This window comes from Paraburkholderia polaris (assembly GCF_012927345.1).
Lineage (GTDB): Bacteria > Pseudomonadota > Gammaproteobacteria > Burkholderiales > Burkholderiaceae > Paraburkholderia > Paraburkholderia polaris.
In genome coordinates this window covers 120,542-146,252 of sequence record NZ_JABBGJ010000014.1, presented here as the reverse complement: position 1 = coordinate 146,252, position 25,711 = coordinate 120,542, and the positions used below count along the sequence as shown (strand labels likewise).

General features: G+C 63.5%; 18 protein-coding genes and 1 pseudogene. 9 read left to right on the top strand and 10 right to left on the bottom strand.

Annotation, left to right across the window (positions count from 1 at the left end; genetic code table 11):
• Positions 1 to 68 precede the first annotated feature (68 nt).
• Positions 69 to 4,268 carry a YhdP family protein gene (locus tag HHL24_RS15025; protein ID WP_230417473.1) on the bottom strand — a complete coding sequence of 1,400 codons (4,200 nt, stop codon included), beginning with the start codon at positions 4,266 to 4,268 and terminating at the stop codon, positions 69 to 71.
• Between the two features lie 196 nt (positions 4,269 to 4,464).
• Here HHL24_RS15025 and glnE point away from each other — a divergent pair, with 196 nt between their 5' ends.
• Positions 4,465 to 7,257, top strand: coding sequence for a bifunctional [glutamate--ammonia ligase]-adenylyl-L-tyrosine phosphorylase/[glutamate--ammonia-ligase] adenylyltransferase (gene glnE, locus HHL24_RS15020; RefSeq protein ID WP_169486237.1), 2,793 nt, complete (start codon positions 4,465 to 4,467; stop codon positions 7,255 to 7,257).
• Between the two features lie 262 nt (positions 7,258 to 7,519).
• On the opposite strand, the gene recN is transcribed toward glnE, so the two are convergent.
• Together recN and HHL24_RS15010 are read right to left on the bottom strand one after the other, a co-directional pair.
• The gene (gene recN, locus HHL24_RS15015; RefSeq protein ID WP_169486236.1) at positions 7,520 to 9,190 is read right to left on the bottom strand and encodes a DNA repair protein RecN; all 1,671 of its coding nucleotides are present in this window, start codon (positions 9,188 to 9,190) and stop codon (positions 7,520 to 7,522) included.
• Between the two features lie 124 nt (positions 9,191 to 9,314).
• The gene (locus HHL24_RS15010) at positions 9,315 to 10,217 is read right to left on the bottom strand and encodes an NAD kinase (RefSeq protein ID WP_169486235.1); all 903 of its coding nucleotides are present in this window, start codon (positions 10,215 to 10,217) and stop codon (positions 9,315 to 9,317) included.
• Positions 10,218 to 10,571: 354 nt separating this feature from the next.
• Between HHL24_RS15010 and hrcA the strand changes: the two genes are divergently transcribed.
• The 3 genes from hrcA (at position 10,572) to HHL24_RS14995 (ending at position 13,262) form a co-directional block, all read left to right on the top strand.
• The gene (gene hrcA, locus HHL24_RS15005; RefSeq protein ID WP_054040981.1) at positions 10,572 to 11,591 is read left to right on the top strand and encodes a heat-inducible transcriptional repressor HrcA; all 1,020 of its coding nucleotides are present in this window, start codon (positions 10,572 to 10,574) and stop codon (positions 11,589 to 11,591) included.
• Between the two features lie 184 nt (positions 11,592 to 11,775).
• The gene (hemH, locus tag HHL24_RS15000) at positions 11,776 to 12,846 is read left to right on the top strand and encodes a ferrochelatase (RefSeq protein ID WP_169486234.1); all 1,071 of its coding nucleotides are present in this window, start codon (positions 11,776 to 11,778) and stop codon (positions 12,844 to 12,846) included.
• Positions 12,847 to 12,854: 8 nt separating this feature from the next.
• A complete protein-coding gene (locus HHL24_RS14995) occupies positions 12,855 to 13,262 on the top strand; it encodes an RNA-binding S4 domain-containing protein (RefSeq protein WP_169486233.1) in 408 nt (135 codons plus the stop codon).
• On the opposite strand, the gene HHL24_RS14990 is transcribed toward HHL24_RS14995, so the two are convergent.
• Positions 13,234 to 13,395: a hypothetical protein gene (locus tag HHL24_RS14990; protein WP_012431795.1), complete on the bottom strand. Its 162-nt coding sequence runs from the start codon at positions 13,393 to 13,395 to the stop codon at positions 13,234 to 13,236. The two genes, HHL24_RS14995 and HHL24_RS14990, sit on opposite strands and share 29 nt — an antisense overlap.
• A gap of 389 nt (positions 13,396 to 13,784) precedes the next feature.
• On the opposite strand from HHL24_RS14990, the gene grpE reads away from it, so the two are divergent.
• The 5 genes and pseudogenes from grpE (at position 13,785) to HHL24_RS14965 (ending at position 20,430) form a co-directional block, all read left to right on the top strand.
• Positions 13,785 to 14,369 carry a nucleotide exchange factor GrpE gene (gene grpE / locus HHL24_RS14985; RefSeq protein ID WP_169486232.1) on the top strand — a complete coding sequence of 195 codons (585 nt, stop codon included), beginning with the start codon at positions 13,785 to 13,787 and terminating at the stop codon, positions 14,367 to 14,369.
• 57 nt (positions 14,370 to 14,426) lie between these two features.
• Positions 14,427 to 14,864, top strand: a pseudogene (locus tag HHL24_RS14980) (thioredoxin family protein).
• Between the two features lie 153 nt (positions 14,865 to 15,017).
• Positions 15,018 to 16,973 (top strand): molecular chaperone DnaK, encoded by a 1,956-nt coding sequence (gene dnaK / locus HHL24_RS14975; protein WP_169486231.1) that lies wholly within the window; start codon positions 15,018 to 15,020, stop codon positions 16,971 to 16,973.
• A gap of 268 nt (positions 16,974 to 17,241) precedes the next feature.
• Positions 17,242 to 18,384, top strand: a complete 1,143-nt coding sequence (gene dnaJ / locus HHL24_RS14970; protein WP_169486230.1) for a molecular chaperone DnaJ — start codon at positions 17,242 to 17,244, stop codon at positions 18,382 to 18,384.
• Between the two features lie 24 nt (positions 18,385 to 18,408).
• Positions 18,409 to 20,430, top strand: coding sequence for a chorismate-binding protein (locus HHL24_RS14965; RefSeq protein WP_169486229.1), 2,022 nt, complete (start codon positions 18,409 to 18,411; stop codon positions 20,428 to 20,430).
• Positions 20,431 to 20,502: 72 nt separating this feature from the next.
• Here HHL24_RS14965 and panB read toward each other — a convergent pair whose 3' ends face one another.
• From panB to hda, 6 genes are read right to left on the bottom strand one after another with little or no spacing between them, the layout of a single operon-like run.
• Complete coding sequence (panB, locus tag HHL24_RS14960) at positions 20,503 to 21,318, bottom strand: 3-methyl-2-oxobutanoate hydroxymethyltransferase (RefSeq protein WP_169486228.1); 816 nt, start codon at positions 21,316 to 21,318, stop codon at positions 20,503 to 20,505.
• 36 nt (positions 21,319 to 21,354) lie between these two features.
• A complete protein-coding gene (locus tag HHL24_RS14955; protein WP_169486227.1) occupies positions 21,355 to 22,035 on the bottom strand; it encodes a deoxynucleoside kinase in 681 nt (226 codons plus the stop codon).
• Positions 22,032 to 22,583, bottom strand: coding sequence for a 2-amino-4-hydroxy-6-hydroxymethyldihydropteridine diphosphokinase (gene folK, locus HHL24_RS14950; protein ID WP_169486226.1), 552 nt, complete (start codon positions 22,581 to 22,583; stop codon positions 22,032 to 22,034). The genes HHL24_RS14955 and folK overlap by 4 nt, the downstream gene beginning before the upstream one ends.
• A gap of 48 nt (positions 22,584 to 22,631) precedes the next feature.
• Entirely contained in the window at positions 22,632 to 24,212 is a 1,581-nt protein-coding gene (pcnB, locus tag HHL24_RS14945; RefSeq protein WP_169486225.1) for a polynucleotide adenylyltransferase PcnB, read from the bottom strand.
• A complete protein-coding gene (locus HHL24_RS14940; protein ID WP_097391368.1) occupies positions 24,209 to 24,895 on the bottom strand; it encodes a histidinol-phosphatase in 687 nt (228 codons plus the stop codon). The genes pcnB and HHL24_RS14940 overlap by 4 nt, the downstream gene beginning before the upstream one ends.
• Positions 24,888 to 25,661, bottom strand: a complete 774-nt coding sequence (gene hda, locus HHL24_RS14935; RefSeq protein WP_169486224.1) for a DnaA regulatory inactivator Hda — start codon at positions 25,659 to 25,661, stop codon at positions 24,888 to 24,890. Before hda ends, HHL24_RS14940 begins: the two co-directional genes overlap by 8 nt.
• Positions 25,662 to 25,711 lie beyond the last annotated feature (50 nt).

Genomic DNA, 25,711 nt, shown 5'->3' with positions numbered 1-25,711 from the left:
TTCAAGGCTGGCTTGGGCCTGCGGCGCGGCACGGCGCTCTTCTGATCAAACAAAGGATCGGATCGGGCTTAGTGCGCTTCCACGGTCGAAGCCGGAGCGTCCATCTTACCGCGATCGCTCTTCACCCGCTCGATGTGCGGTTTCGACCACGGACCGGTAATCGCGTATTCGCGCGCAAACGCCGTGGAGACCGATTTGCTGAACGCCAGATCGGCCACCAGCGCGCCAAGCCCGAGCAGCGGATTGATCACGGTCGCGGCGATCACGGCGGCGCCGGCGCTGACGGTCGGCACGATCTGCACGTGCAGATCCTGGGTTTCCTGCGCAAGGTCCACCGAGCCCTTCATCTCAGCGCGGGCCGGCGCCGTCACCATCTCAAAGTTTTCGGTGCGGCCAATGCCATTGTTGATCTGGCCCGTGCCGGTGACGCGCTCGAACGGCAGCCCTTCGCCGATCACGTCGCGGAAGTTGAGCGTGGCGAAGCGCGCGAGGCTTTGCAGGCTGAGCACGCCGAGCAGTTTCGCGACGCCCGGGTCGACCTTGAGAATCTGCCCGTGACGCAGATCGACGGCCAGATTGCCGTTGAGCGTCGGGTAGTCGATGGTGGTCGGGCCGCCGCGCCACACGACCTTGCCCGACAGCGTGCCGCTACCGGCCTTGAGCGTGTGCGGCTGGCCGAAGCGCTCCAGCAGCGCGCCCGCATCCTTGATGTCGAGTTTGAAATCGAACACGGTACGGCGCGGCGTTGTTTCGTCGGCGGTGTTGCCGAGGCCCGTCGAGGTGCGCCAGTTCGCGGTGGCGGTCAGCGTGGCGGCGGGGTTGGTGATGTCGAGCTTGTCGAGTTGCCAGACTGGTACACCCTCTTCGTCGAAGTTGTGTGCGTCGACTTCGAGCCGGCCTATGTTGCGATCGCGCACGATCAACTCATTGACCACCAGATCGATCGACGGCATGTTCTGTGCCGGCGCCGACATGGCCTGGCCGAGCAGGTCTTTGTCGGTGGCGGAGGGAATCACCACACGGGCGAAGCGCGCCTGTAGCGTACCCGGTGATTCCTTATTGGCGCCCGGCAGCCAGGAAACGTGACCCGACACCTGGTTCGACGCAATGTTGGCCTGCCATTTACCGTCCGCATGCGACGCGCCGACGATCACGCTGTCCCAGTGCCGTTTGAGCAGCGTCAGCGTGCCGATGTGCAGCGCGAAGCGGCTCGGCAGGAATTGCGCGAGGGTCGGATTTGGCGCAGCCGGCGCTGCTGCGGCGGCGGGCAGGGGTGTTGGCGCTTCCTTGCTGCGCATCTGTGCGACGAGCGCGCGCCAGGCGTCGGCGTCGAACGCCTCGACGTCGACGGCGGCGATCACGCCACCGGACGGCAAGTCGGCGGGTTTGTTGACGCCGATCGCGCCGCTCACGACCGTCGGTGGCGTTTTTGGCTGGTAACGCAGCAGATAGGTGGCGGCGATCGGGCCGAAGGTGAGGTCGGCGCGTTCCAGACCGGCTTCGCTCGCGTCGGTCGACGGGCTGACCGCGAAGTGCAGCGGCATTGGCGTGCCGACCGGTTTGTCGAACGGCGCGGGGAAGTCGAGCGCGAGGCCGGTCAGATCGGAGTTCGCCGTAACCTCCGGCAACCGCCCCTTGGCGCCGCGCAGGTTGAGCGCGTAGGGCGCGCTGCCGCTCATGCGCGTCAGCACCTGTGCGGCCGGGCCATGCAGATTCAGGCCGCGCGCGGCATCGACGGCGATGTGGCCGCCGAGATCAAGTGCATACGTGCCGTCCTGCTTCAGGCCACCGTTCGCGTGCACGTCGCCGCCGAGGAACTGGCCCGAGAGCCGGTCGAGCTGCGCCGTATGTTCAGTAAAGCGCACCTTGCCGTTCAGTTGCGACAACGGCGGCACGTTATCGACCGTCAATCGATTGTTCTGGAAGCCCACCGCGCCTTCCACGCCGATATGCGGCTTCGGCGTGCGCGGCACGGTCAGCTTGAGCGCCAGCGACGCCGGCCCTTCGGCGCGCACTTTCTCGGTCTCATGTTTGGCCATGATGCCGAGCGAGCTTTCGTTGACGTAGTCGAGCATGTCGGCAAGCGGACCACGGCCGTTGCCATCGATGATCAGGTCGGACGCCCTGGTGCCGAGATCGTCGATCTTGCCGTTTACACGGGTCAGCGCGACCTGCTTGTAATGGGCGCGGTCGATATCGAAGCGCAGGACGTTCTGCTTGAGTTCGAACACGCCGTCAATGCCGTCCAGCGGCGGCCACACGTTCGGTGTGCCGTTCTTCATCTTGCGCGGCGGGTACGGCGACGGATCGAACTTGCCGCCCTTGAACGGCGCGACGATATGGAAGATCCCGGCCTCCGGGGCGCGGGAGTACGGGAATTTGGTCAGATCGCCGCGTATTTCGATCGTCGCGCCGTGCGATATGCCGGCTTGCAGCCCATGGCCCAGATAGATGCGCAGCTTTTCGCTGATGCTGGTCGGCAGATAGCGGACGATGCGCGTGACCTGCGCCCGCTGGAAATCGGCCTTCAGATCGAGCGAGCCACGCCCATGGCCTGGGTTGCTGTAATCGGCGGTGGCGGTGGCGTCAGCGTCCGCGTTCGAGATGCCGAAGTCGGCCAGCTTGACGGCGAAGGCCGGGTGATTTTCGCCCGGCGCCTTCGGTGTGATGGTCCAGTCTGCCCGGCCATGCAGATGGTCGAGTTTCAGGCGCGGGTCGTCGAACACCCCCGGCAGCGTAATCGCGACGTTGGAGGTGTTGAGTGTCGCCGTGCCGTGGTTTTCGTCGGCATCGACGCTGCCCCACAGGTTTTCGATGCCGGGAATCCCCGCGCGCGGGTGATTCAGCGGGGTGAGCCCCGGCGGCGGTTCCTGCGCGGCGAAGCTGATGCCTTGCAGGTCGCCCTTGAAACGGTAGCGCTCGATCGGCTCGGCGCCGCTTGGACGGTGGTCGCTGCCCGCTTCGCCCGACTCGGGTTTACCGCGTTCGACTTCGATCACATAGTTCGACACCATGCCGCGTGGATTGAAGCGCACCAGATTGTTCAGCAGGGGGCGCGGTAATGGCAGCGCGCGGCTGAATTCGGCGAGGATGCCCAGGTCGACGCGGTCGCCACTGACGCTGACGAGTTGCCCATGCTGCAGCGAGGCGGTCCGGTAGCGGCCGTTCAGCGTGGATAGCGCGAGGGTGCGGGTGAGGGGGGTGCCGTCGTCGAGCGGCGGCTGGCCGAGCTCGGCGTGCAAGTCGTTCAGTTGCAGCGTGTAGTCGCCCTGGTCGACTTCGACATGCCACGAGAAATTGGCGATCGGCACGACCAGCTTGGGCTGGGTCGGGCGGACCCGCATCGAGACGTCCGTGCCGGCTAGTTGTCCGCTCGCCGACTTCATATGGCCATCGGCGAAGTCGGCCCAGATCGCATTGTCGATGCGGCCGGCGAACATCTCGATCGGGAAATTGATGTAGCGCGCAAGGGTCGGCAGATTGACCGGACCTGTCGACATATAAACCTGGCCGGCCCAGTTGATCGGCTTGCCGATCGCGGAGAGCCGGGCGTGTTTGAAATGTGTGCGGAAGTCGATCGGCCCGTCCAGGACATGGCCGTCGGCGGGCGCTTGCAACGCGAGCCGGTGATCGTAGCCCTCGTTGAGAATTGCGATCCGGATGTCGCGCAAGGCGAGTTCCGGCGCGTCATGCTGGGCATCGCGCCAGCGCAGCACGCCGCCGCGCACCACGATCGCCTGTTGGCGCAACAACCACGTGGACAGGGTGTCATTGCCGCTGTGGCGGGTCGGCACCGGCACGCCGGCCACCGAGATCACGCCGTCGCCGCTGCGCGACACCAGCACGTCGGGCTGATCGACGATCAGGCTGGAAAGCGCGGGATGGAATTGCCAGAGCGACTTCCACGAGAGCGTGGCGGTGGCGTGCGGAATGGTCAGCGCCGCTTTGCCTTCTGGGTCGCGGATGACGATATCGGTAGCATCGAGGCCCGGCTGAAAGCCGCTCCAATGCGGCGCCAGCTTACCGATGGTGAACTGCGTGTGCAGCTTGTCGGAGACGGTGGCTTCGATGCGCGGCCGGAACGAGTCGATGTGCGGCAGCAGCACGTAACGCAAACCGAGAAGCAGACCCGCCGCGATGAAGTAGAAGGCGAGTGCGAGCGCCATCACCACATGGGACGTCCGATGCAGCACCACATGGGCGCTTCCGCTCGCGGGCCGGACCTGCCTGGTTTCGTGCGGGTCGGCGGATTCGTTTCGCTCGGACATGCTGCGGCGGGTGGGCGTATGGTAGTTTTGCGAATTAACGACGAAATGTAACACACGGGAAAGCGTCGGCGGACCTCCGGCAAACCCTTTCTGCATGCCGTCTCGCGACCTGCGCGAGGCCGCCGGACCCCGCATGGACCGTGTGTTGCAGCGAACTGAACAACGCTGATAAAGCAACGAGCGAGCCAGACCCTTGATGACCGACGCCACTCTCCTGAGTTCCAGCTATTCACATTACGCGGCGCGCGCCGCTGCGGCCCGTCCGCAAATCGTGGCGCATGTGGCGGCGCTCGCGTCCGCACCCCTCACACGCGAACGGATCGACGCGCGCTTTGACGTGCTGTGCGCCGAGGCAGCCGGCGCGGGCGGCGGCCCGTTAAGCGAGGATGCACTCAAACGGGCCTTGCGCCAGTTGCGCACCGAGGTATTTTGCGCCGTGATGGAGCGCGACCTGGCGGGCGAGGCGGATATCGCCGAAGTCACCGGCGCGATGACCGATCTGGCGGAGACGACGATCCAGCGTGCTCTCGCGGTCGTGTCCGCCGAGCTCGAAACGCTTTACGGCGAGCCGCGCGGACCGCAGGGCGAGCGGCTCGCGCTCGGCGTGGTCGGAATGGGCAAGCTGGGCGGGCGTGAGCTGAACGTGTCGTCGGATATCGACCTGATCTTCATCTATGAAGAAGACGGTGAGACCGCGGGCGGTCAGCGTTCGCCGATCGCGACACAGGATTTTTTTACGCGCCTCGGTAAGCGCCTGATTGGCGCACTAGCCGAGGTGACTGCCGACGGTTATGTGTTCCGGGTCGATATGCGCTTGCGGCCAAACGGCGATTCGGGACCGCTCGTGTGCAGCCTCGGCATGCTCGAAGAGTATTTCTACGTGCAGGGCCGCGAGTGGGAGCGCTATGCGTGGATCAAGGGCCGGCTCGTATCCGAAGGCGCGAGCGAGGCGGCGCGGCGGTTGCAGAAGCAGCTCGACGCGATCGTCACGCCGTTTGTCTATCGACGTTATCTCGACTTTGGCGTGATCAGCGCGATTCGCGCGCTGCATTTGCAAATTCGCCAGGAAGCGCAGCGGCGCGCCTCGATGCGGCCCGACAAGGCCGACGACATCAAGCTGGGCCGCGGCGGCATCCGCGAAATCGAATTCAGCGCTCAGGTATTTCAGCTGATACGGGGCGGCCAGGATGCCGGCTTCCGGGTGCGTCCGACGCTCGCCGTCTTGCGGCACGCGGCCACGCACGGGCTGATCGATACCTCGGTCTGCGTGAAGCTTTCACAGGCGTACCGCTTCCTGCGCGAGCTCGAACACCGCCTGCAATACCGCAACGACGCGCAAACCCACGCGATGCCGGTCGATCCCGAGGAACGTGTGGCGCTCGCGCACGCCATGGGTTGCGACGACTATGCCGCGCTGATGCTCAAGCTCGACGCGCACCGCGAATTCGTCGAACAGCAGTTTGACCAGATTTTCGCCGACAAGGTGAGCGGACGCGACGGCTGCGGCGCACCGGAAGACGGCGCGGCGGCATGGGTCTGGAGCAGCGCGCTCGCCGACGACAGCGCTGACGAAGCGCTTGCGACGCGCCTGATCGAGCTGGGTGTGCCCGAGCCGGGCGAACTGCTGGCGCGCTTGCGCGGGGTGTGGCAGTCGTCGCGTTATGCAGGGCTCGCCGAGCGTAGCCGGCAGCGCTTCGACATCGTCGCGCAGCGTGCGCTGGAAGCCGCGCGTACGTTGGAGCCGCCCGAACGGCGCGGCGATACGGTGGCGCGTTTCTTCGACCTGCTCGAAGCCGTGAGCCGGCGCGGCGCGTACCTTGCGCTGCTGACTGAATATCCGCAGGCGCTGCATCGGGTGCTCTCGGTGCTGGGTGGTTCGCGCTGGGCCGCCGGCTATCTGATCCGCCATCCGCAGTTGCTTGACGAACTTCTCGATGACGAGGCGATGGACAGTCCGTTCGACTGGCCTGAATTCAAGCGCACGCTGCGCTTGCGGCTGGCCGCAGCGGATGGCGTCGAGCAACAGATGGACCTGCTGCGTCATGCGCACCAGGCCGAGGTGTTCCGCATCCTGTTGATCGATCTGGCCGGCAGGCTGAGTGTCGAGCATGTGAGCGACCGTCTGTCCGAACTCGCCGACGCCGTGCTCGACGTCACGCTCGAAGCCGTCTGGAAGCAGTTGGCCAAACGTCACCGCGAGATGCCGAAGTTTGCGGTGATCGCGTACGGCAAGCTGGGCGGCAAGGAGCTCGGTTACGCGTCCGACCTCGACGTCATCTTCCTCTACGACGATCCGGACGATGCCGCCGCCGACGTCTACGCCACCTACACCCGCCGTCTCATCACCTGGCTGACGACGGCGACCGGCGCGGGCACCTTGTTCGATGTCGACTTACGGCTGCGGCCGAACGGCGAGTCGGGCCTGCTTGTCACCGATCTGGATGCGTTCCGCCGTTATCAACTGCGCGAAGGCGATGCCGCCAATACAGCCTGGGTGTGGGAGCATCAAGCGTTGAGCCGGGCGCGCTACTGCGCAGGCGACGCCGAAATCGGCGCGAAATTCGAGCAGATCCGCGAGCAGGTGCTGACCACGCCGCGCGAAGCCGGGCCGCTCGCGAAGGAAATCGTCGAGATGCGCGAGCGCGTCGAGGCGGGGCATCCGAACCATACGGCGTTGTTCGACCTGAAGCACGATCGCGGCGGCATGGTCGATATCGAATTCACCGTGCAGTACTGGGTGTTGCTGCATGCGGCGAGCGATCCTGAACTGATCCGTAATACCGGCAACATCGCGCTGCTGCGTGAAGTGTCGCGCTTCGGCCTGATGAGTGAGGCGGAAGCGGAGACGGTCGGCGCGGCTTATCGGACCTACCGGAAGTTGCAGCACAAGCTGCGGCTGGATGGGATGGAGAAGGCGCGGGTCGATCCGGCGCTGGTGGTGACTGAGCGTGAGGCGGTGCTGGGGCTGTGGAAGCGGGTGTTTGGCTGAGGCTGAAGGGGGTGAGGTGCCAGACGCCAAGGGCCAGCTACCGGTGCGTCGCGCTGCCCGGCGCGCCGCGGTTCACTGAGTTCGCTTGGCACTGCCCGTAGCGGCGGCACGCGTCACGGCTCAGCGTGCGCCGCTCGGGCGGCCGGTGGCGGATTTGCACCTCGTGCCGACGCTTGAGTCGCGGGTCCGCAATTCCTCACGCGCTGCCCGTGGGCGTTGCCTTGGATTCGCAGAATGCCGCGATGATGTCCAACCCGAGTTCCTAAGCTGCCAGCATTTCCTTCGCATGCTTGCGCGTAGTCGCGGTGATCTCCAGTCCGCCTAGCATCCGCGCGACTTCCTCGACACGGCTTGCGCGGTCCAGCGAAGTCACGCTGCTAACCGTGCCGCCCTTGCCGTTGCCCGCCTTGGCCACCTGGAAATGATGGTCGCCACGCGCGGCGACTTGCGGCAAGTGCGTGACGCACAGCACCTGACGCGCCTGTCCCAGTTGATGCAGCAGCCGTCCAACCACTTCAGCGACGCCGCCGCCGATCCCCGTATCCACTTCGTCGAAGATCAGGGTTGGTGTCGGACTCGCGGCGCTCGCGATGACAGCCAGGGCGAGACTGATCCGCGCCAGTTCGCCACCTGAGGCAACCTTCGCGAGCGGCCGCAGTGGCACGCCGGCATGACCGGCGACGCGGAACTCGACCTGCTCGAGCCCATGCGCGCCGCCTTCCGGCAATTGCACCAGCGCCACTTCGAAGCTGCCGCCTTTCATCGACAGTTCCTGCATGCCAGTGGTGACAGCAGAGCCCAGAGCCTTTCCGGCCTTGGCGCGCGCCTTCGATAGTTTTTTCGCTTCACTAAGGAAGGCTTCTTTAGCTTTGCTTTCGGCCGCGTGGAGGCTGTCGAGATCGGCGGCGGCGTCGAGCGCGGCAAGTTGGGCGCGGCGCGCTTCGTGTTCTTCCGGCAGTGTCTCGGGTTGCAAGCGGAATTTGCGCGCGGCAGAGTGCAGCGCGTCGAGACGCTTTTCGACCTGGGCGAGCCGGTCCGGATCGAGATCGAGCTTCTGAGCGTAGTGACTGAGCGAATAGGCCGCTTCCTGCAACTGGATTTCGGCCGGCTCCAGCGCCGCGAGCACGTCGTTCAGCGCCGGGTCGATCTCGGCCAGGTCGCGTACCTTCGACACGATCGAGGCGAGATGCGTGATCATTGCCTCGTCCGATTCGGACAGCGCGCTGAGCGCCCCTTGAACGCCGTCGATCAGATTGGCTGAATGCGACAGGCGCCGGTGCTCGGTGTTGACTTCTTCCCATTCGCCCGGTTGCGGCGAAAGTTTATCCAGTTCGGTGAGCTGCCAGGCGAGGCGCTCGCGCTCCAGCTGTAGTTCGCGGTCGCGCGTTTGCGCATGTTCGACGGCCTGAACCTTTTCGCGCCACGATCGCCATGCGCGCGTGACGGTTGCCGCGGTTTCCGTGAGGCCGGCATGGGTGTCGAACAGTTCGCGTTGTGCGTCCGGGCGCATTAGCAACTGGTGCGCATGCTGCCCGTGAATATCCACCAGCATCTCGCCGACTTCGCGCAACTGCGCGAGCGTGGCCGCCGTGCCGTTGATGAACGCACGCGAGCGGCCGTTCACATCCAGCACGCGACGCAGCATCACGGTGCCGCCGTGGTGGCCGTCGTCGGCGGTCGTGCCGAGCGCTTGCTCGTCGAGCCATTGCTCGACTTGCGCATGCGTCTCGAACTCCGCCGTAATGTCGGCGCGGCTCTCGCCGGTGCGCACCACGCTCGCATCGGCACGGGCGCCGAGCGCGAGGGCCAGCGCGTCGATCAGGATCGACTTGCCGGCGCCTGTTTCGCCTGAGAAAACGGTAAAGCCGCTGTCGAATTCGAGATCGAGCGCGGCGACGATGACGAAGTCGCGTATCGAGAGGTGGCGAAGCATGGAGGTCGTCTGATGAGCTTGATATTCAGGGTTCGGCAGCGGTGGCGTTCGCGTTCCGGGGGCCGGCCTTCCGGGGGCCGGCCTTCGGAAGGCCGGCGTTCCAGGGTTCCGGCGGTCCGGCCGCTCAGGGCTTGGTATCTTCTTCGTGCGACGGGTATTCGTTCCAGTGCAGCTTCTTGCGCAGCGTGGCGAAGTGGCTGTAGCCGACCGGGTGCAACATCGGTACCGTATGGCGCGAGCGCCGCACTTCGATCGTGTCGCCTAATTCCAGCGAGGTGAACGACTGCATGTCGAAATTGACGTTTACTTCGCGGCCCGAGACGATCTGGATGCTCACCTTCGAGTCGTCCGGCAGCACGATTGGCCGGTTCGACAACGCATGCGGCGCGATCGGCACCAGCACGATGCCTTGTAATTGCGGATGCAGGATCGGCCCCTGCGAGGACAGCGCGTAGGCGGTCGAACCCGTAGGCGTGGCGACGATCAGGCCGTCCGAGCGCTGGTTGTACATGAAGCGCCCGTCCACCGAGACATGCAGTTCCGCCATCCCGGAGAAACCGCTACGGTTGACCACCACGTCGTTGAAGGCAAGCGCGTGATAGATCGGGTTGCCGCCGCGCATGATGCGCGCTTCAAGCAGCATGCGCTCTTCGCGCTCGAAGTTGCCGGAGAGCATTTGCGGCACGATCTCGCGCATGTCGGAGATCGGAATGTCGGTAATGAAGCCGAGCCGCCCGTGGTTGATGCCGATCAGCGGCGTGCGGTAAGGCGCAAGCTGGCGGCCAATGCCTAGCATCGTGCCGTCGCCGCCAAGCACCACGGCAACGTCGGCACGCGCGCCGATCTCGGCGGGACGCAGCGCCGGATAGTCGGTGATGCCGATCTCGGCGGCGGTGTCGGCTTCGAACACGACCTCGAAGCCGCGCCTCGCGATGCACGAGGCGAGCGCGGTCAGCGGCTCGCCGATGCCCGGGGTATTGTTGCGCCCGACGAGCGCGACGGTCTTGAACTGGCTAGTCACTTGCATGCCGGCATTACACCATAGGTAGGGCCTGAAAAGAACCGTAGACAGACCCGGTAGCGGGCCTGCGCGAGCGGGCTGCCAGCGCATTGGGCGATTATCGTTAGAATGGTGAAACCTTGATGACATGCGCGCCGGTTGTGGTCCGGCGGCTTGCCGCTAGCGGACCCGCCGGAATGGTGGCTGGCGAGCCGCGGGGTTCGAACCTCGGCGGCGCGCTGACAATGATGCTGAACACAGCGCCAGTCAAGGCGCCGCACAGAATACCAGGCGCCGCCCCGCCAACCGGCGGCGCGATAGTCAGGAGTTGGCGCCGTTAGCGCTCGCTGTAGTCGCTTCATTAAGCTAAAATTTTCCGTCATGCTAGATCCCCGCGCACAAACCCTCCTCAAAACGCTGATCGAGCGCTACATCGCCGAAGGTCAGCCGGTCGGCTCGCGCACGTTGTCACGCTATTCCGGCCTCGAACTGAGTCCGGCGACGATCCGCAACGTGATGTCCGATCTCGAGGACCTGGGGCTTGTGATCAGTCCGCATACTTCAGCGGGCCGCATTCCGACGCCGCGTGGCTACCGGCTGTTCGTCGATACCATGTTGACGGTGGAATCCGCCGCGGACGAAGAAGCGGTAATGCGTATCGTCAAGACTACGCTGCAGGCAGGCGAACCGCAGAAAGTCGTCGCCGCGGCGGCCAGTGTGCTGTCCAATCTGTCGCAGTTCGCCGGTGTGGTGCTCACGCCGCGCCGCAGCCACGTGTTCAAGCAGATCGAATTCATGCGCCTGTCCGACAAGCGCATCCTGCTGATTATCGTGACGCCCGAAGGCGACGTACAGAACCGCATCATGGCAACCCAGCGCGACTTTTCGCCGTCGCAGCTGGTGGAAGCCTCCAATTACATCAACGCGCACTTCGCGGGCCTCTCGTTCGACGACGTGCGCCGCCGCCTGCGCGAAGAAATCGACGAATTGCGCGGCGACATGACCACGCTGATGCATGCCGCGGTCACGGCCAGCACGGATGAATCCGACACCGGCGAGACCGTGCTGATTTCCGGCGAGCGCAACCTGCTCGAAGTCGCCGACCTTTCGTCGGACATGGCGCGCTTGCGCAAGCTGTTCGATGTGTTCGACCAAAAGACCAGTCTCCTTCAGTTGCTCGACGTGTCGAGTCACGCCGCGGGCGTGCAGATTTTCATCGGCGGAGAGTCGAATCTCGTGCCGATCGAGGAAATGAGCGTGGTGACCGCGCCTTATGAGGTGAACGGCAAGATCGTCGGCACGCTCGGCGTGATCGGGCCGACCCGCATGGCCTACAACCGCGTGATTCCGATTGTCGACATCACCGCGCGGCTGCTTTCCCTCACGCTTAGTCAACAGTAACCAGTAGTCACTACCGGTCACTGCCGGCTGCGGCACTTCATGCTGCAAATGATGCGCGACGGCGCGCGGCTTGCCAATTGGCCGAATGGCCAGGGGTCCCTGGCGGACCTCGCAATAGACCGCGCCGCTATAATGAATTCCACCTGAACCGACTCTCCGCCTAAAGCGGTTATCTCTGTTGCCTATGCGCTTCGACCTCGAGCGGCCTTCACAGAACGCCACGTCACACCGTGTCGCCGTGCTGCTGATCAATCTCGGCACGCCCGACGCGCCGACGCCGCGTGCGGTCCGTCGCTATCTTGCGCAGTTCCTGTCCGATCCTCGCGTGGTCGAAATTCCGGCGCTGCTCTGGCAGGTGATCCTGCAGTTGTTGATTTTGCCGTTCCGCAGCCGTGCGTCTGCGAAGAAATACGCGGCCGTATGGATGCCGGAAGGCTCGCCGCTGCGTGTCTTCACGGAGAAGCAGGTGGAGGGTTTGCGCCATCTGCTGCAATTGAACGACTACACGGTGCTGGTCGACTACGCCATGCGCTACGGCACGCCCGGCATTCCGGCCATGCTGAACCAGCTGAAGCTGGCGGGCGCCGAGCGCGTGCTGCTGATGCCCATGTACCCGCAATACTCGTCGTCGACCACGGCCACGGCTTTCGACGACGTTTTTTCGGCTCTCAAGCGCATGCGCAACCAGCCGGAAATCCGCACGGTGCGCCAGTACGCCGATCATCCGGCGTATATCGCCGCGCTCGCTGCTCAAGTGCATCACTACTGGCATCACCACGGCCGGCCGGACTTCGCGGCAGGCGACAAGCTGGTGCTGAGTTTTCACGGCGTGCCCAAGCGCACAATGGATCTCGGTGATCCGTACCACGAGCAATGCCAACAGACCGGCGCGTTGTTGACGCAGGCACTGGGATTGACGCAGGTGGAATGCCGCATCACGTTTCAGTCGCGCTTCGGCAAGGCCGAATGGTTGCAGCCGTACACTGCCCCCACGCTGAAGGAATTGGGCTCGGCGGGTGTGCGGCGGGCCGACGTGTTCTGTCCGGGCTTTACCGCCGACTGCCTTGAAACGATTGAAGAAATTGGCATGGAAGTACGCGACGAGTTCCTGCTGGCGGGTGGCAAGGAGTTTCATCGAATTCCCTGCGTGAACGCCTCGCAACCGTGGATCGCCGCGCTAGGCGAAATCGTCGCGCAGAATCTGCAGGGCTGGCCCGTGCAAGCGGTGCCGGTGCCACACACGAGCGGGGCTTAAGCAGGCTCATGAACTACAGGATTTCAACTGAACCGGGCGCGAAGCTGCGCATAGACAAATGGCTTTGGGCGGCGCGCTTCTTCAAGACCCGCTCACTCGCGGCGGATGCGGTCGAGAAAGCCCATGTGCGCATCGGCGGCGCCAGCGTCAAGCCGGCCAAAGATGTGCGCGTCGGCGACCTGGTGGAGATCGAGATCGAGCGGATTGTGTGGCAGGTGGAAGTGCTGGGTGTGTGCGACGTGCGTGGCCCAGCCAGCGTCGCGCAGACGCTTTATGCGGAAACCGAAGAGAGCAAAGTGAAGCGGCAGGTCGAGCAGGAGCGGCGCAAGACATACCGCGAACCGGCCGCCGCTTTACACGGCAGGCCGACCAAGCGCGACCGGCGCATTATCGACAAACTTTCAGGTGGGGATTGAACAACTGTTCCATCGTCGCGTGCACACCGCCGTACTCGGTGGTGTGATCGTTGACGGCCCCGGACATGCAGATGGTCGTGGTGCCCGCGATCAGTACCAATGCGACCACCGATATTGCAAAGGTCAGTTTCACGGTACTCCCCTTGGGAAGATTCAGGACGGAAACAGGCGAATCAGGTGGAATTGAAAAATGTCGGTAAGGCTTACGTTAGATTAGGGTTAACGTGTCTTTTTCGACGCTTTATTGGAGCATAGGCCACTTGTCGGGCGCACTCAATCTCAATCTGATTGCGACGCAATAACGGTTGTAACCGGGCATTTCTGCCGCACGTCCGCGGTGCGAAAAGTTCCGGGAGATGCGCTTGAAATGGGTCTTTCCGGCCCCATCTGCCGTTTCGATACGCGTTAACGCACCGAGTTGTGCACCAAGTTGTCTGTGGCAATTTTGCAACGCACAAATTGCGCCAGCTTTGACGCGTTGCCGCCACCGTTAGCTTTAACTTTTTAACGACTTTCAGCGACATGGAAAACACGCAAGAGAACCCGACGAGCCAGAATCCCACGCCCGCCGACGAAACCGCGCGCCAGGCCGCCGAGGCCGCAGCATCCCAACAGGACGCGGCTGCAAACGCTGCGCCTGAAGCGCTGGTATCCGGCGCGGAAGCCGCATTGGCCGAAGCAGAAGCAAAGATCGCCGAGCTGCAGGAAAGCTTCCTGCGGGCGAAGGCTGAGACTGAGAACGTGCGCCGCCGCGCCCAGGAAGATGTCGCCAAGGCCCACAAGTTCGCGATCGAAAGCTTCGCTGAGCATTTGCTGCCGGTGGTCGACAGCCTCGAAGCAGCGGTTGCCCATTCGTCCGACGATCTGCAAAAGGTCCGCGAAGGCGTCGAACTCACGCTGCGCCAGCTCTCCGGCGCGCTGGAGAAGGGCCGCGTCGTCGCCCTGAACCCGGTCGGCGAGAAGTTCGACCCGCACCGTCACCAGGCTATTTCGATGGTGCCGGCCGATCAGGAACCGAACACCGTCGTTGCTGTGCTGCAAAAAGGCTTTGTGATCGCCGACCGCGTGCTGCGTCCGGCCCTCGTGACCGTCGCGGCGCCGAAGTAAGTATCACAAGCCGCGTCATAAGCCGACTATCAGCCTTTCCGCCTGACAGGCACCGTCATGGCCAACATTCCGGTCGACGCCACTGCGTTCGCCGTTTTGGGCATGCAGGAACTCAGCGCCGAGTCATTTGACGCCGGGCTGGCCGAAGCCGGTGATGAGCTGGCTGTGGTGTTTTTCTAGGGTCTCGACTGCTTTAACTGCGAGATCGCCAAGAAGGCCATGCTGGCGCAGCCGGACGCGATTCGTGCGCTTGGGCTCAGATGGTTTCGCTGGAACGTCTACGAGCATCATGAACTGGGCCGGCGTTTCACGCTTCACGGCGTGCCCACCTGGTGCTTCTTTTACCGAGGCAAGCGGCTCGGCCGGGCAACCGGCTGGCACGGCCTTGGGCAGTTCGAGGCGGCGGTCGCGGTCGCGCGGGAAAAGTTCCGGGCGGCCAAGACGGTCGGCAGCGCGACAAATGGTGAAAAAAGCGGCAAAAGTTCGGCTGATTGAAAAAAATTAAAGACCGCATCGTAAAAGAGGTCTTGAAAACGATGCGGACGCACTTATGTTCAGTGCAGGTAGGAATTGAGAGCGGATCGCCGTACCGCCAGATGGGCAAAAACGGCGATTCCCGCAGCGATCAAAGTCAGGAGATTAGTAAAAATGGGCAAAATCATTGGCATCGACCTCGGCACGACCAACTCGTGCGTGGCGATCATGGAAGGCAATTCGGTCAAAGTGATCGAGAACTCGGAAGGTGCGCGCACCACGCCGTCGATCATCGCTTACATGGAAGACGGCGAAATTCTCGTCGGCGCGCCGGCTAAGCGTCAGTCGGTCACGAACCCGCGTAACACGCTGTACGCCGTTAAGCGCCTGATCGGCCGCCGCTTCGAAGAAAAAGAAGTGCAGAAAGACATCGGCCTGATGCCGTACAAGATCATGAAGGCCGACAACGGCGACGCATGGGTCGATGTGCGCGATCAGAAGCTGGCACCGCCGCAAATCTCGGCAGAAGTGCTGCGCAAGATGAAGAAGACCGCTGAAGACTACCTCGGTGAGCCGGTCACGGAAGCTGTGATTACGGTTCCCGCGTACTTCAACGACAGCCAGCGTCAGGCTACCAAAGACGCAGGCCGCATCGCCGGTCTGGAAGTGAAGCGAATCATCAACGAACCGACCGCAGCCGCTTTGGCATTCGGTCTGGACAAGGCCGAAAAGGGCGACCGCAAGATCGCGGTGTATGACCTGGGCGGCGGTACGTTCGACGTGTCGATCATCGAAATCGCAGACGTTGACGGTGAAATGCAGTTCGAAGTGCTGTCCACGAACGGCGACACGTTCCTCGGCGGTGAAGACTTCGACCAGCGCATCATCGATTACATCATCGGCGAGTTCAAGAAGGAACAGGGCGTCGATCTGTCGAAAGACGTGCTCGCGCTGCAACGCCTGAAGGAATCGGCTGAAAAGGCGAAGATCGAACTGTCGTCGAGCCAGCAAACCGAAATCAACCTGCCGTACATCACGGCCGACGCGTCGGGTCCGAAGCACTTGAACCTGAAAATTACGCGTGCGAAGCTGGAAGCGCTGGTTGAAGAGCTGATCGAACGCACGATCGAACCGTGCCGCACGGCGATCAAGGACGCAGGCGTGAAGGTCGGCGAAATCGACGACGTGATTCTGGTCGGCGGTATGACCCGTATGCCGAAGGTCCAGGAAAAGGTTAAGGAATTCTTCGGCAAGGATCCGCGCCGTGACGTGAACCCGGACGAAGCCGTGGCCGTTGGCGCCGCGATTCAAGGCCAGGTTCTGTCGGGTGACCGCAAGGACGTTCTGCTGCTCGACGTGACCCCGTTGTCGCTCGGCATCGAAACGCTCGGCGGCGTGATGACGAAGATGATCAACAAGAACACCACGATCCCGACCAAGCACGCACAGGTCTACTCGACGGCTGATGACAATCAGGGCGCCGTGACGATCAAGGTGTTCCAGGGCGAACGCGAAATGGCAGCGGGCAACAAGCTGCTGGGCGAGTTCAACCTCGAAGGCATTCCGCCGGCACCGCGCGGCACGCCTCAGATCGAAGTGAGCTTCGACATCGACGCGAACGGCATTTTGCACGTCGGCGCGAAAGACAAGGCGACCGGCAAGGAAAACCGCATCACGATCAAGGCGAACTCGGGTCTGTCCGAAGCTGAAATCGAAAAGATGGTGAAGGACGCCGAAGCGAACGCGGAAGAAGATCACAAGCTGCGTGAACTGGCCGATGCCCGCAACCAGGGCGACGCGCTGGTCCACAGCACGAAGAAGGCGCTCACCGAATACGGCGATAAGCTGGAAGCCGCTGAGAAGGAAGCGATCGAAACCGCGCTGAAGGACCTCGAAGAAACGCTGAAGAGCGGTTCGAGCGACAAGGCCGCGATCGAAGCCAAGATCGAAGTGGTGGCGACCGCCTCGCAGAAGATGGGCGAGAAGATGTACGCCGACATGCAGGCTGCACAAGGTGCTGAAGCTGCGGCAGCGGGCGCGGCAGGTGCGGGCGCATCGGCAGGTGGTGCGAGCCAACAGCAGCAGGACGACGTGGTCGACGCCGAGTTCAAGGAAGTGAAGAAAGACTAAAGCCAGGTCGCATTTCGACCGTAAAGCCGCACACAGCGATGTGTGCGGCCCGGCTGCACAACGGTATGCGCCCATTCGGGTGGCATGAACGTGCAAGAGCGGTTATCGCGCCTGGCGAGCCTTTTGGGGCTCTCCGGGCACATTTGTTTTATGGAGGGCGTTGTTTGAGCCGCTTAAAAGCGGTGCAAACAGCGGCCGGACGAGTCGCAAGACTCCAGCATTCAAGAGGAGCCACCGCGCCCCATTGCGCGAGTGGCGTTGAACCGATATGGCGAAACGGGATTACTACGAGGTTCTGGGCGTCGCAAAGAACGCGAGCGACGACGAAATCAAGAAGGCGTATCGCAAGCTTGCGATGAAGCACCACCCCGACCGCAATCCGGGCAACAAGGATGCGGAAGAGCATTTCAAAGAGGTGAAGGAAGCCTATGAAATGCTGTCGGACTCGCAAAAGCGTGCTGCGTACGATCAGTACGGCCACGCGGGCGTCGATCCGAACATGGGCGGAGCCGGTGCGCAAGGTTTCGGCGGTTTTGCCGATGCGTTCGGCGATATTTTTGGCGACATCTTCGGCCAGGCGGCCGGCGGCGCTGCACGCGGCGGTGGCGGCCGCGCGGGCCCGCAGGTGTATCGCGGCGCCGATCTGCGCTACAGCATGGAAATCACGCTGGAACAGGCCGCACATGGCTACGACACGCAGATTCGCGTGCCGAGCTGGGTGTCGTGCGAAATCTGTCACGGCTCGGGTGCCAAGCCCGGCACCAAGCCGGAAACCTGCCCGACCTGTAGCGGCTCGGGCTCGGTGCGCATGTCGCAGGGCTTCTTCAGCATTCAGCAAACTTGCCCGAAGTGCCACGGCACCGGCACCTATATCCCTGACCCGTGCGGCCACTGCCACGGCGCGGGCAAGGTGAAGGAAACCAAGACGCTGGAAGTGAAGATCCCGGCAGGTATCGACGACGGCATGCGCATCCGCTCAGCCGGCAACGGTGAGCCGGGTATCAACGGCGGTCCGTCGGGCGATCTGTACGTCGAGATTCATATCAAGCAACACTCGGTGTTCGAACGGGACGGCGACGACCTGCATTGCCAGATGCCGATTCCGTTCACCACGGCGGCACTCGGCGGCGAAATCGAAGTGCCGACCCTCGCGGGCCGCGCGAGCTTCACGGTGCCGGAAGGCACACAGTCGGGCAAGACTTTCCGTCTGCGTGGCAAGGGTATCAAGGGGCTGCGTTCGAGCATTGCCGGCGATCTGTACGTGCACGTGCAAGTCGAAACACCGGTCAAGCTCACCGAGCCGCAGCGCGAGTTGCTTCAGCAATTCGAGAAGGCACTCGTGGAAGGCGGCGCGCGGCATAGCCCGCAGAGCAAGAGCTGGTTCGATCGGGTGAAGAGCTTCTTCGATTAATAGCAGTTTGATTTGGCGGTAAGCATGACGGCAGATGAGCGCGACGCAGTTTTCGCGTTGCTCGACGATTGCGACGCGACGGCGGCGCGCCGTTCGAGTCGTCTGTACACGGGTTTTGTCCATGAACGGGTTTGCGCGGACGCCGCGCAACTTGAAGTCGTGTGCGAGGCCGTGGCCGCGGACACACGGCGTGGTTTGCATGCCGTCGTGCTCGCCGACTATGAGTTTGGCCGGCATCTTCTCGATGGCGGCCTTTCTCACCGGGCATTGAAAGAAACGCAGCGTGGCGATGCCACGCTGCGTTTTTTATTGTTCGAACGTTGCGAGAAGCTGTCGCGCGACGACGTAGATGCGTGGCTCGTGGAACGCGACGGTGGCGCGGGCGAGGCGTCTGTGGCGGGCACGGCGAACGTGCGCGCGAGCGTCGATCCAAAGCAATTCAACGAAGCGATCGACGCGATCCATGCCGCTCTGCGCGCGGGCGACTCTTATCAGGTTAACTACACATATCGGCTTGGTTTCGATGTATTCGGCTCGCCGAGCGCGCTTTATCGGCGGCTGCGGGCCCGTCAGCCGGTGCCGTACGGTGCGCTGATCGCGTTGCCGGGCGACGAGTGGGTGCTCTCGTGCTCGCCGGAGTTGTTCATCGAGAAGGAAGGCGCCAGGTTGCGCGCCCGGCCGATGAAAGGCACGGCGCCGCGATCAGCCGATCCCGTGGCCGATCGTCATGCCGCCGAGTTCCTTGCAAACGACCCGAAGAATCGCGCCGAGAACGTGATGATCGTCGACCTGTTGCGCAACGATCTGTCGCGCGTGGCGCAGACGGGCTCGGTCAATGTGCCGGCGCTGTTTTCGGTCGAACCGTATGCGTCGGTCTGGCAGATGACATCGACCGTGCATTCGACGCTGCGCGCCGGCACGTCTTTCGCCGGGATCATGCGCGCACTGTTTCCATGCGGCTCGATCACCGGTGCGCCGAAGCATCGCACCATGCAATTGATTGAGGAACTGGAAAGCACGCCGCGTGGCCTCTATACCGGCGCGATCGGTTGGCTCGACGCTCCTGCGATTGCTGTCGATGTCGCTGGTGCTCCTGGCGCCTCAGACGATGCCACCCCTGCTATCAGTGCTGCTGGCGTCACAGTTGCCGCCACCGCCGAGGCCACTGCCCGCACAGCCACCGCTGCCGATACCCTCTCAGCGGCTGCAAGCAACACCGCCTGCGGCGACTTCTGCCTGTCCGTCGCGATCCGCACATTGACCTTAAGCCCGACCGCGCAGCCAGGTGAGCTGCAAGGCAAGATGGGCGTCGGCGCGGGCATCGTGCTCGACAGCGTCGCCGCCGACGAATATGCGGAGTGCCAATTGAAGGCCAGCTTCTTGACCGGCGCGGAGCCGGGTTTCGAGCTCTTCGAAACGATGTATGCGACGCGGGAAGAAGGCGTGCGCCATCTGTCGCGCCATCTCGCACGACTCTCGGCGAGCGCCGCGACGCTGGGTTTCAAACTCGACGATGAAGGTAAAATTCGCGCACAAATTGCAGAGAAATGTGCGGCGTTGCCTGCGCAAACCCCGCACCGTGTGCGCCTCGCGTTGAGCAAAAATGGCGCGGCACATATAACAGCGGCAGTGCTGACGCCGCTGCCCGACTCGACCGTCGGCGTGCTGCTCGGGCCGGACCACGAGTTCCCCGCGACGGATGCCAATGATCCGCTGCTGCGGCACAAAACCACGCACCGCGCCGAATATGACCGCGGCTGGCGCGAAGCGGAAGCGAAGGGTGCTTTCGACACGGTGTTCTTTAACGAGCGCGGCGAGTTGACCGAAGGCGGCCGGTCGAACGTGTTTGTGAAGTTGGGGGGACGGTGGTGGACGCCGCCATTAAAGTCAGGCGTACTGCCCGGGATCATGCGGGGCGTGCTTCTTGAGGACGCCAACCTTCACGCTGCCGAGCGCGTGTTGACCCGATTCGATGTGCAGGATGCCGAAGCGCTTCTGGTTTGCAATGCGCTGCGAGGCGCGGTACAGGCGCACGTGCTGGGCTAAGGACGATATCAGCCTAGTCCCAGGCAGGCGCAACTGCGCCCCCTCGACCTGGTCCGCGATCAGACCGCTTGTTCAGAACGTGTGCTCCGGCCCAGGGAACGAGCCGTCCTTCACGGCACGCACATATGCTTCAACTGCGGCCTGGATGTTCGGCTGCCCCTGCATGAAATCCTTCACAAAGCGCGGCCGCTTGCCGGGGAAAATCCCTAGCATGTCGTGCAGCACTAATACCTGACCCGAGCAGTCCAGGCCCGCCCCGATGCCGATTGTCGGAATTCGCAATTGCTTTGTAACTTCACTGCCGAGCAGCGTCGGAATCGCTTCTATCACGATCAACTGGGCGCCCGCGTTCTGCACGGCGAGCGAATCGCGCAGTACCTGGCTCGCGCCGGCGTCGGTCTTGCCCTGCACCTTGAAGCCGCCAAACGCATGCACCGATTGCGGCGTCAGACCGACGTGCGCGCACACCGGAATCGACCGTTCGACCAGAAAGCGCACTGTGTCCGCGAGCCATTCACCGCCCTCGAGCTTCACCATCTGCGCGCCGGCGCGCATCAGTTCCACCGAGCTCCTGAAGGCGTCTTCCGGCGTGCCGTACGTGCCGAACGGCAGGTCGGCCACCACCAGCGCAGAGGGCCGCGCCCGCGCGACGCTCGCCGTGTGATACGCGATGTCGGTGAGCGTCACCGGCAGGGTGGTCGTCTGGCCTTGCAGCACGTTGCCGAGCGAATCGCCGATCAGCAGCACGTCGACGCCCGAGCGATCCAGCAGCGCGGCGAAGCTCGCGTCGTAACAGGTCAGCATGGCGATCTTTTCGCCGGCGTCGCGCATTGCCTGCAGTTTCGGCACGGTGATGGCGTTCCGGCTCGCTTCCTGCAAATAGGTCATGGGGAAATCCGTTGGAAAAAGGAGGGGGCGCGCCGCTTAAAGCGACGTGCCTTTGACAAAGAATTCCTTGCGGCCGCGCATGGTTTCGATGCGTTCGGCGAGTAGCGCAAGGTCCGCGTCCGAGTCGAGCGGATTCAGATGTTCAGCGTTGACCGTCAGCACGGGCGTGCGGTCGTAGTGATAGAAAAACTCGTTGTAGGCGTCGCAGAGTGCGTGCAGATACGCATCGGAAATCTGCAGCTCCATTGGCACAGCCCGCTTCTGGATGCGCGCGAACAGCACTTCAGGACTGGCTTGCAGATAGACCACGAAATCCGGTGCCGGCGCGCTCACGTCGAGTCGCGCGGCGAGGGCGCGATAAAGTTGCCACTCGTCTTCCTGCAGCGTCAGACGCGCGAAGATGTCGTTCTTCTGCGTCATGAAATCGGCAATAAGCGGTGTGCCTGCCACATGCGCGGCCGCCACGTCCTGGGCTTGCTGCGCGCGTTGCAAGGCGAAATGCAATTGCGTAGGCAGCGCATAACGCGCGGTGTCGCGATAAAAGCGTTCGAGAAAGGGATTGTCCTGTGGCCGTTCGAACAGCTCGTGCATCGACCAGCGCTGTGCGAGCCGCCGTGCGAGCGAGGTCTTGCCGACGCCGATCGGCCCTTCGATCGCGAGATAGCCGAAAGGGGGCCGTAGTTGGGGTGCGGTGACAGTGAGCGGCGGCGAATTCATTCGCAACGGCCCTTGTCCGCAGCGGCGGCAGCACCGGCATTCAATGCATTGAGCATGGGGCACTGGCAGGGTCCCTTCACCCGCTCGATACGTTGATCGCTCACGCCGTCAAGCAGCGCCTCGGCCCGGCCGTGTTGCGGGATGATCAGCGCTGCGTCGATCTCGACGAGCGGCACAAGTGCAAACGCGCGTTCGATCAAACGCGGATGCGGCACGATCAGATCGGCTTCGTCGATCGATTGATCGCCGAACAGCAGGATGTCAAGATCAAGCGTGCGCGGGGCGTTGCGAAACGGCCGCTCTCGGCCGAACTGGTGCTCGATCTTGTGGCACAGCGCGAGCAGATGCCGCACGGGGAGCGTCGTATCGACCTTCACGACGCAGTTGAAATAATCATCGCCGCCCGCGTCGATCGGGGCGGTGCGATACAGGCTCGACTTGGCGAGCACGGTGATGGTGTGCTGTTGTGCCAGGCACACCACCGCGTCTTTCAGGGTCTGGCGCGCGTCCCCGAGATTCGCGCCGAGGCCGAGATAAGCAACCGTCATGGCATAACTTCCTGCGACTATCGTTCGACGGTAACAGCCAACGCTGCGTCAGTCTTCGTGCGAGCCGTCATGGCCCGCGTCGTTGGCTGCGCGTTCTGGCGAACCGCCCTCCATTCCTTCGCCCGGTTTGCGGGTTCTGGCGCCACTGCTGCGCCGCCGTCGTTTTCTGGGGCTTCGGTCCTTCCCGCCTTGCGTGAGCAATGTCTCACGCGCAGCGACGTCTCCTTCGATGAACTCCGTCCACCACGCACCGACCGACTCATCGAGTTCGCCCGATTCGCAGCGTAACAGGAGGAAATCATACCCCGCTCTAAATCTTTGGTGTTCCAGCAGCTTCAGCGCGCTTCTTCCCGAGCGTTTCTCGAGGCGCAGCTGCAGGCCCCAGATCTCGCGCATATCCGACGAAAAGCGCTTGTGGATCGCGAGCTTCTCGGTTTGCATGTCGAGGACTTCGTCCATCGCGCGATGCAGCGCCGGCACCGCATATTCACCGTTCGCTTCAAATTGTTGCGAGCGCGTCTGGACGTCGTGCCACAGCAGCGTGGCAAACAGGAAGCCCGGTGAAACCGGCTTGCCGGCACGCACGCGGCTGTCCGTATTGGTCAGCGCGAGCGTGATGAATTTCTCGCCGATCGGCTGCTCCAGCACCACATCGAGCAGCGGCAGCAGCCCGTGATGCAGGCCCTCCTGGCGCAGACGTTTCAAACAGGCGAGCGCGTGGCCCGACAGCATTAGCTTGAGCATCTCGTCGAACAGACGCGCGGCCGGCACGTTGTTGATCAGATCGGCCATGTTGGCGATCGGCGCGCGGGTCGTGTCTTCGATCTCGAACTCGAGCTTGGCGGCAAAACGCACCACACGCAGCATGCGCACCGGATCCTCGCGATAACGCGTGGCCGGGTCGCCGATCATGCGCAACAGACGCGCGCGCATGTCGGCCATGCCGTTGTGATAGTCCAGCACGGTTTGCGTGGCCGGATCGTAGTACATCGCGTTGATCGTGAAGTCGCGGCGTGTGGCGTCTTCGTGCTGCTCGCCCCAGACGTTGTCGCGCAGTACGCGGCCGCTGGCATCCACCGCATGCGTGCGGCGGTCGAGCTCGTCGCGCTTCAGGCGGCGCGGCGGCGCTGCGTCGGCTGCGGGCGGATCGACCAGCGCGCGGAACGTCGAGGTTTCGATGATTTCCTGGCCGAACTGCACGTGCACGATCTGAAACCGGCGGCCGATGATGCGGGCGCGGCGGAACAGCTTTTGCACCTGTTCGGGCGTGGCGTCGGTTGCGACGTCGAAGTCCTTCGGCTTGATGCCGAGCAAGAGATCGCGCACCGCACCGCCGACGATAAACGCGCGATGCCCTGCCTCTTGCAGGCCCTCGGTGACGCGAATTGCGTTCCTCGAGATCAGCGACTGATCGATGCCATGCGCGTCGTGCGGAATGATGACCGGCACGTCGGGGTCCCGCACGGCTTTGACGGCTGGGCGTGCGGGTTTGCGGCGCGCTTTGCTGGCGCTGGACGCGTTGCGTGCCGGTGCCTCGCCGGCTTCGTCTGCTTCGGCTTCGGCGGGCGGGGTGTCGTCAGCGGGCGCCGAGTCCTGGCCGAATAGCTTGCGGATAAGTTTTTTGATCACGAGGGTTGAAAGAGTTCGAGGATGCGCCAGCCTTTGGCCTGCGCATGGGCGCGCAATGTGTCGTCGGGATTGGTCGCGATCGGATCGGTGACCTTTTCGAGCAGCGGGATGTCGTTGTGCGAGTCGCTGTAGAAATAACTGTGCTCGAAGTCGCTCCAGGTCTTGCCGAGCGAAGCCAGCCACGCCTCGGTACGGACGATCTTGCCTTCCTTGTAGCTCGGCGTGCCGGTGGGGCGGCCGGTGTACGGCGAATGCGGCTGGCCGTCGACAGTTTCCGCTTCGCAGGCGATCAGCGCATCGACGCCGAACGCCTGAGCGATCGGGCGGGTAATGAATTCGTTGGTCGCGGTGACCACGCAGCAGAGATCGCCGGCTTCACGGTGCTCCCTGACCAGCTCCAGCGCGACCGGAAAGATCGCCGGCTTGATGACTTCATGCATGTACTGCGCGTGAAGGTCGGCAAGCTGAGCGCGCGTGTATTTCGCGAGCGGCGTGAGCATGGCGATCAGATAAGCGTGAATGTCGAGCTTGCCGGCTTTGTAGTCGGCGAAAAAGCGGTCGTTTTCACGGGCGAAGTTTTCCGCGTCGACCATACCTTGTTTCACCATGAAGCGGCCCCATTCGTGGTCGCTGTCGGTGGGAATGAGCGTGTGGTCGAGGTCGAAGAGTGCGAGGTTAGCCATGGGGGCCTATTTTACTTGAAGCGGCGGCGGGGGATGCGGATGAGGCGGATGAGCCGGGCGCCGTTCGCCGGTCATCGGCTTCAGGCGAGGCCAGCATGGTGCGTAGAAGCGGCAGCGTGACCGCGCGTTTCTGTTCGAGCGAGAAGCGGTCGAGCGCGTCGAGCAACGCCATCAGGCTCGGCATGTCGCGGCGAAAATGTGTCAGCAGGTAGGCGGGGACGTCGTCGGCAAGCATGATGCCGCGCTCGCGCGCCGCGTGTTTCAGCACCGCGGCCTTGCCTTCGTCCGGCAGCGGCGCGAGGTGAAACACAAGGCCCCAGCCGAGGCGCGTGCGCAGATCTTCGCGTACCGTCATGCCGATCGGCGGCGCATTGCCCGCGGCGACGAGCGCGCTGGTGGGATGCGCGCGCACTTCGTTGAACAGGTTGAACACGGCAATCTGCTGCGCGGCGGACAGGCTGTCGCAATCGTCGATCGCATACAGCGCGACGCGCGGGTCGAACGTGAAGGCGGCGAGGCTGCTCTGCGGGCCGGCAAAGCGCGCATGGCCCGGCGGCGCTTCGTGGACCAGCGCCTGCAGCAGATGCGTGCGGCCGCTGCCGGCTTCGCCCCAGAGGTAGAAGGTGCGGTCGGCCACTGGCCCGGCCGCGAGCGCGTTGTCGAGCTCGCGCAGCCGCGTGACCAGCTCGGCGTTGGCGCCGGCGAAGAAATTGTCGAATGTCGATGGCGGCGGGGTGCCGAGATCGAGCGTCAGTTGACGAAGCACAGTAGGTTAATGCCGAAAATGAGGCTCAGGCCGCAAATGGCCCGAATCTC

Coding starts and splice junctions, on each gene's coding strand:
- HHL24_RS15025 (WP_230417473.1), bottom strand. CDS start 4,268: ATGTCCGAGCGAAACGAATCCGCCGACCCGCACGAAACCAGGCAGGTC.
- glnE (WP_169486237.1), top strand. CDS start 4,465: ATGACCGACGCCACTCTCCTGAGTTCCAGCTATTCACATTACGCGGCG.
- recN (WP_169486236.1), bottom strand. CDS start 9,190: ATGCTTCGCCACCTCTCGATACGCGACTTCGTCATCGTCGCCGCGCTC.
- HHL24_RS15010 (WP_169486235.1), bottom strand. CDS start 10,217: ATGCAAGTGACTAGCCAGTTCAAGACCGTCGCGCTCGTCGGGCGCAAC.
- hrcA (WP_054040981.1), top strand. CDS start 10,572: ATGCTAGATCCCCGCGCACAAACCCTCCTCAAAACGCTGATCGAGCGC.
- hemH (WP_169486234.1), top strand. CDS start 11,776: ATGCGCTTCGACCTCGAGCGGCCTTCACAGAACGCCACGTCACACCGT.
- HHL24_RS14995 (WP_169486233.1), top strand. CDS start 12,855: ATGAACTACAGGATTTCAACTGAACCGGGCGCGAAGCTGCGCATAGAC.
- grpE (WP_169486232.1), top strand. CDS start 13,785: ATGGAAAACACGCAAGAGAACCCGACGAGCCAGAATCCCACGCCCGCC.
- dnaK (WP_169486231.1), top strand. CDS start 15,018: ATGGGCAAAATCATTGGCATCGACCTCGGCACGACCAACTCGTGCGTG.
- dnaJ (WP_169486230.1), top strand. CDS start 17,242: ATGGCGAAACGGGATTACTACGAGGTTCTGGGCGTCGCAAAGAACGCG.
- HHL24_RS14965 (WP_169486229.1), top strand. CDS start 18,409: ATGACGGCAGATGAGCGCGACGCAGTTTTCGCGTTGCTCGACGATTGC.
- panB (WP_169486228.1), bottom strand. CDS start 21,318: ATGACCTATTTGCAGGAAGCGAGCCGGAACGCCATCACCGTGCCGAAA.
- HHL24_RS14955 (WP_169486227.1), bottom strand. CDS start 22,035: ATGAATTCGCCGCCGCTCACTGTCACCGCACCCCAACTACGGCCCCCT.
- folK (WP_169486226.1), bottom strand. CDS start 22,583: ATGACGGTTGCTTATCTCGGCCTCGGCGCGAATCTCGGGGACGCGCGC.
- HHL24_RS14940 (WP_097391368.1), bottom strand. CDS start 24,895: ATGGCTAACCTCGCACTCTTCGACCTCGACCACACGCTCATTCCCACC.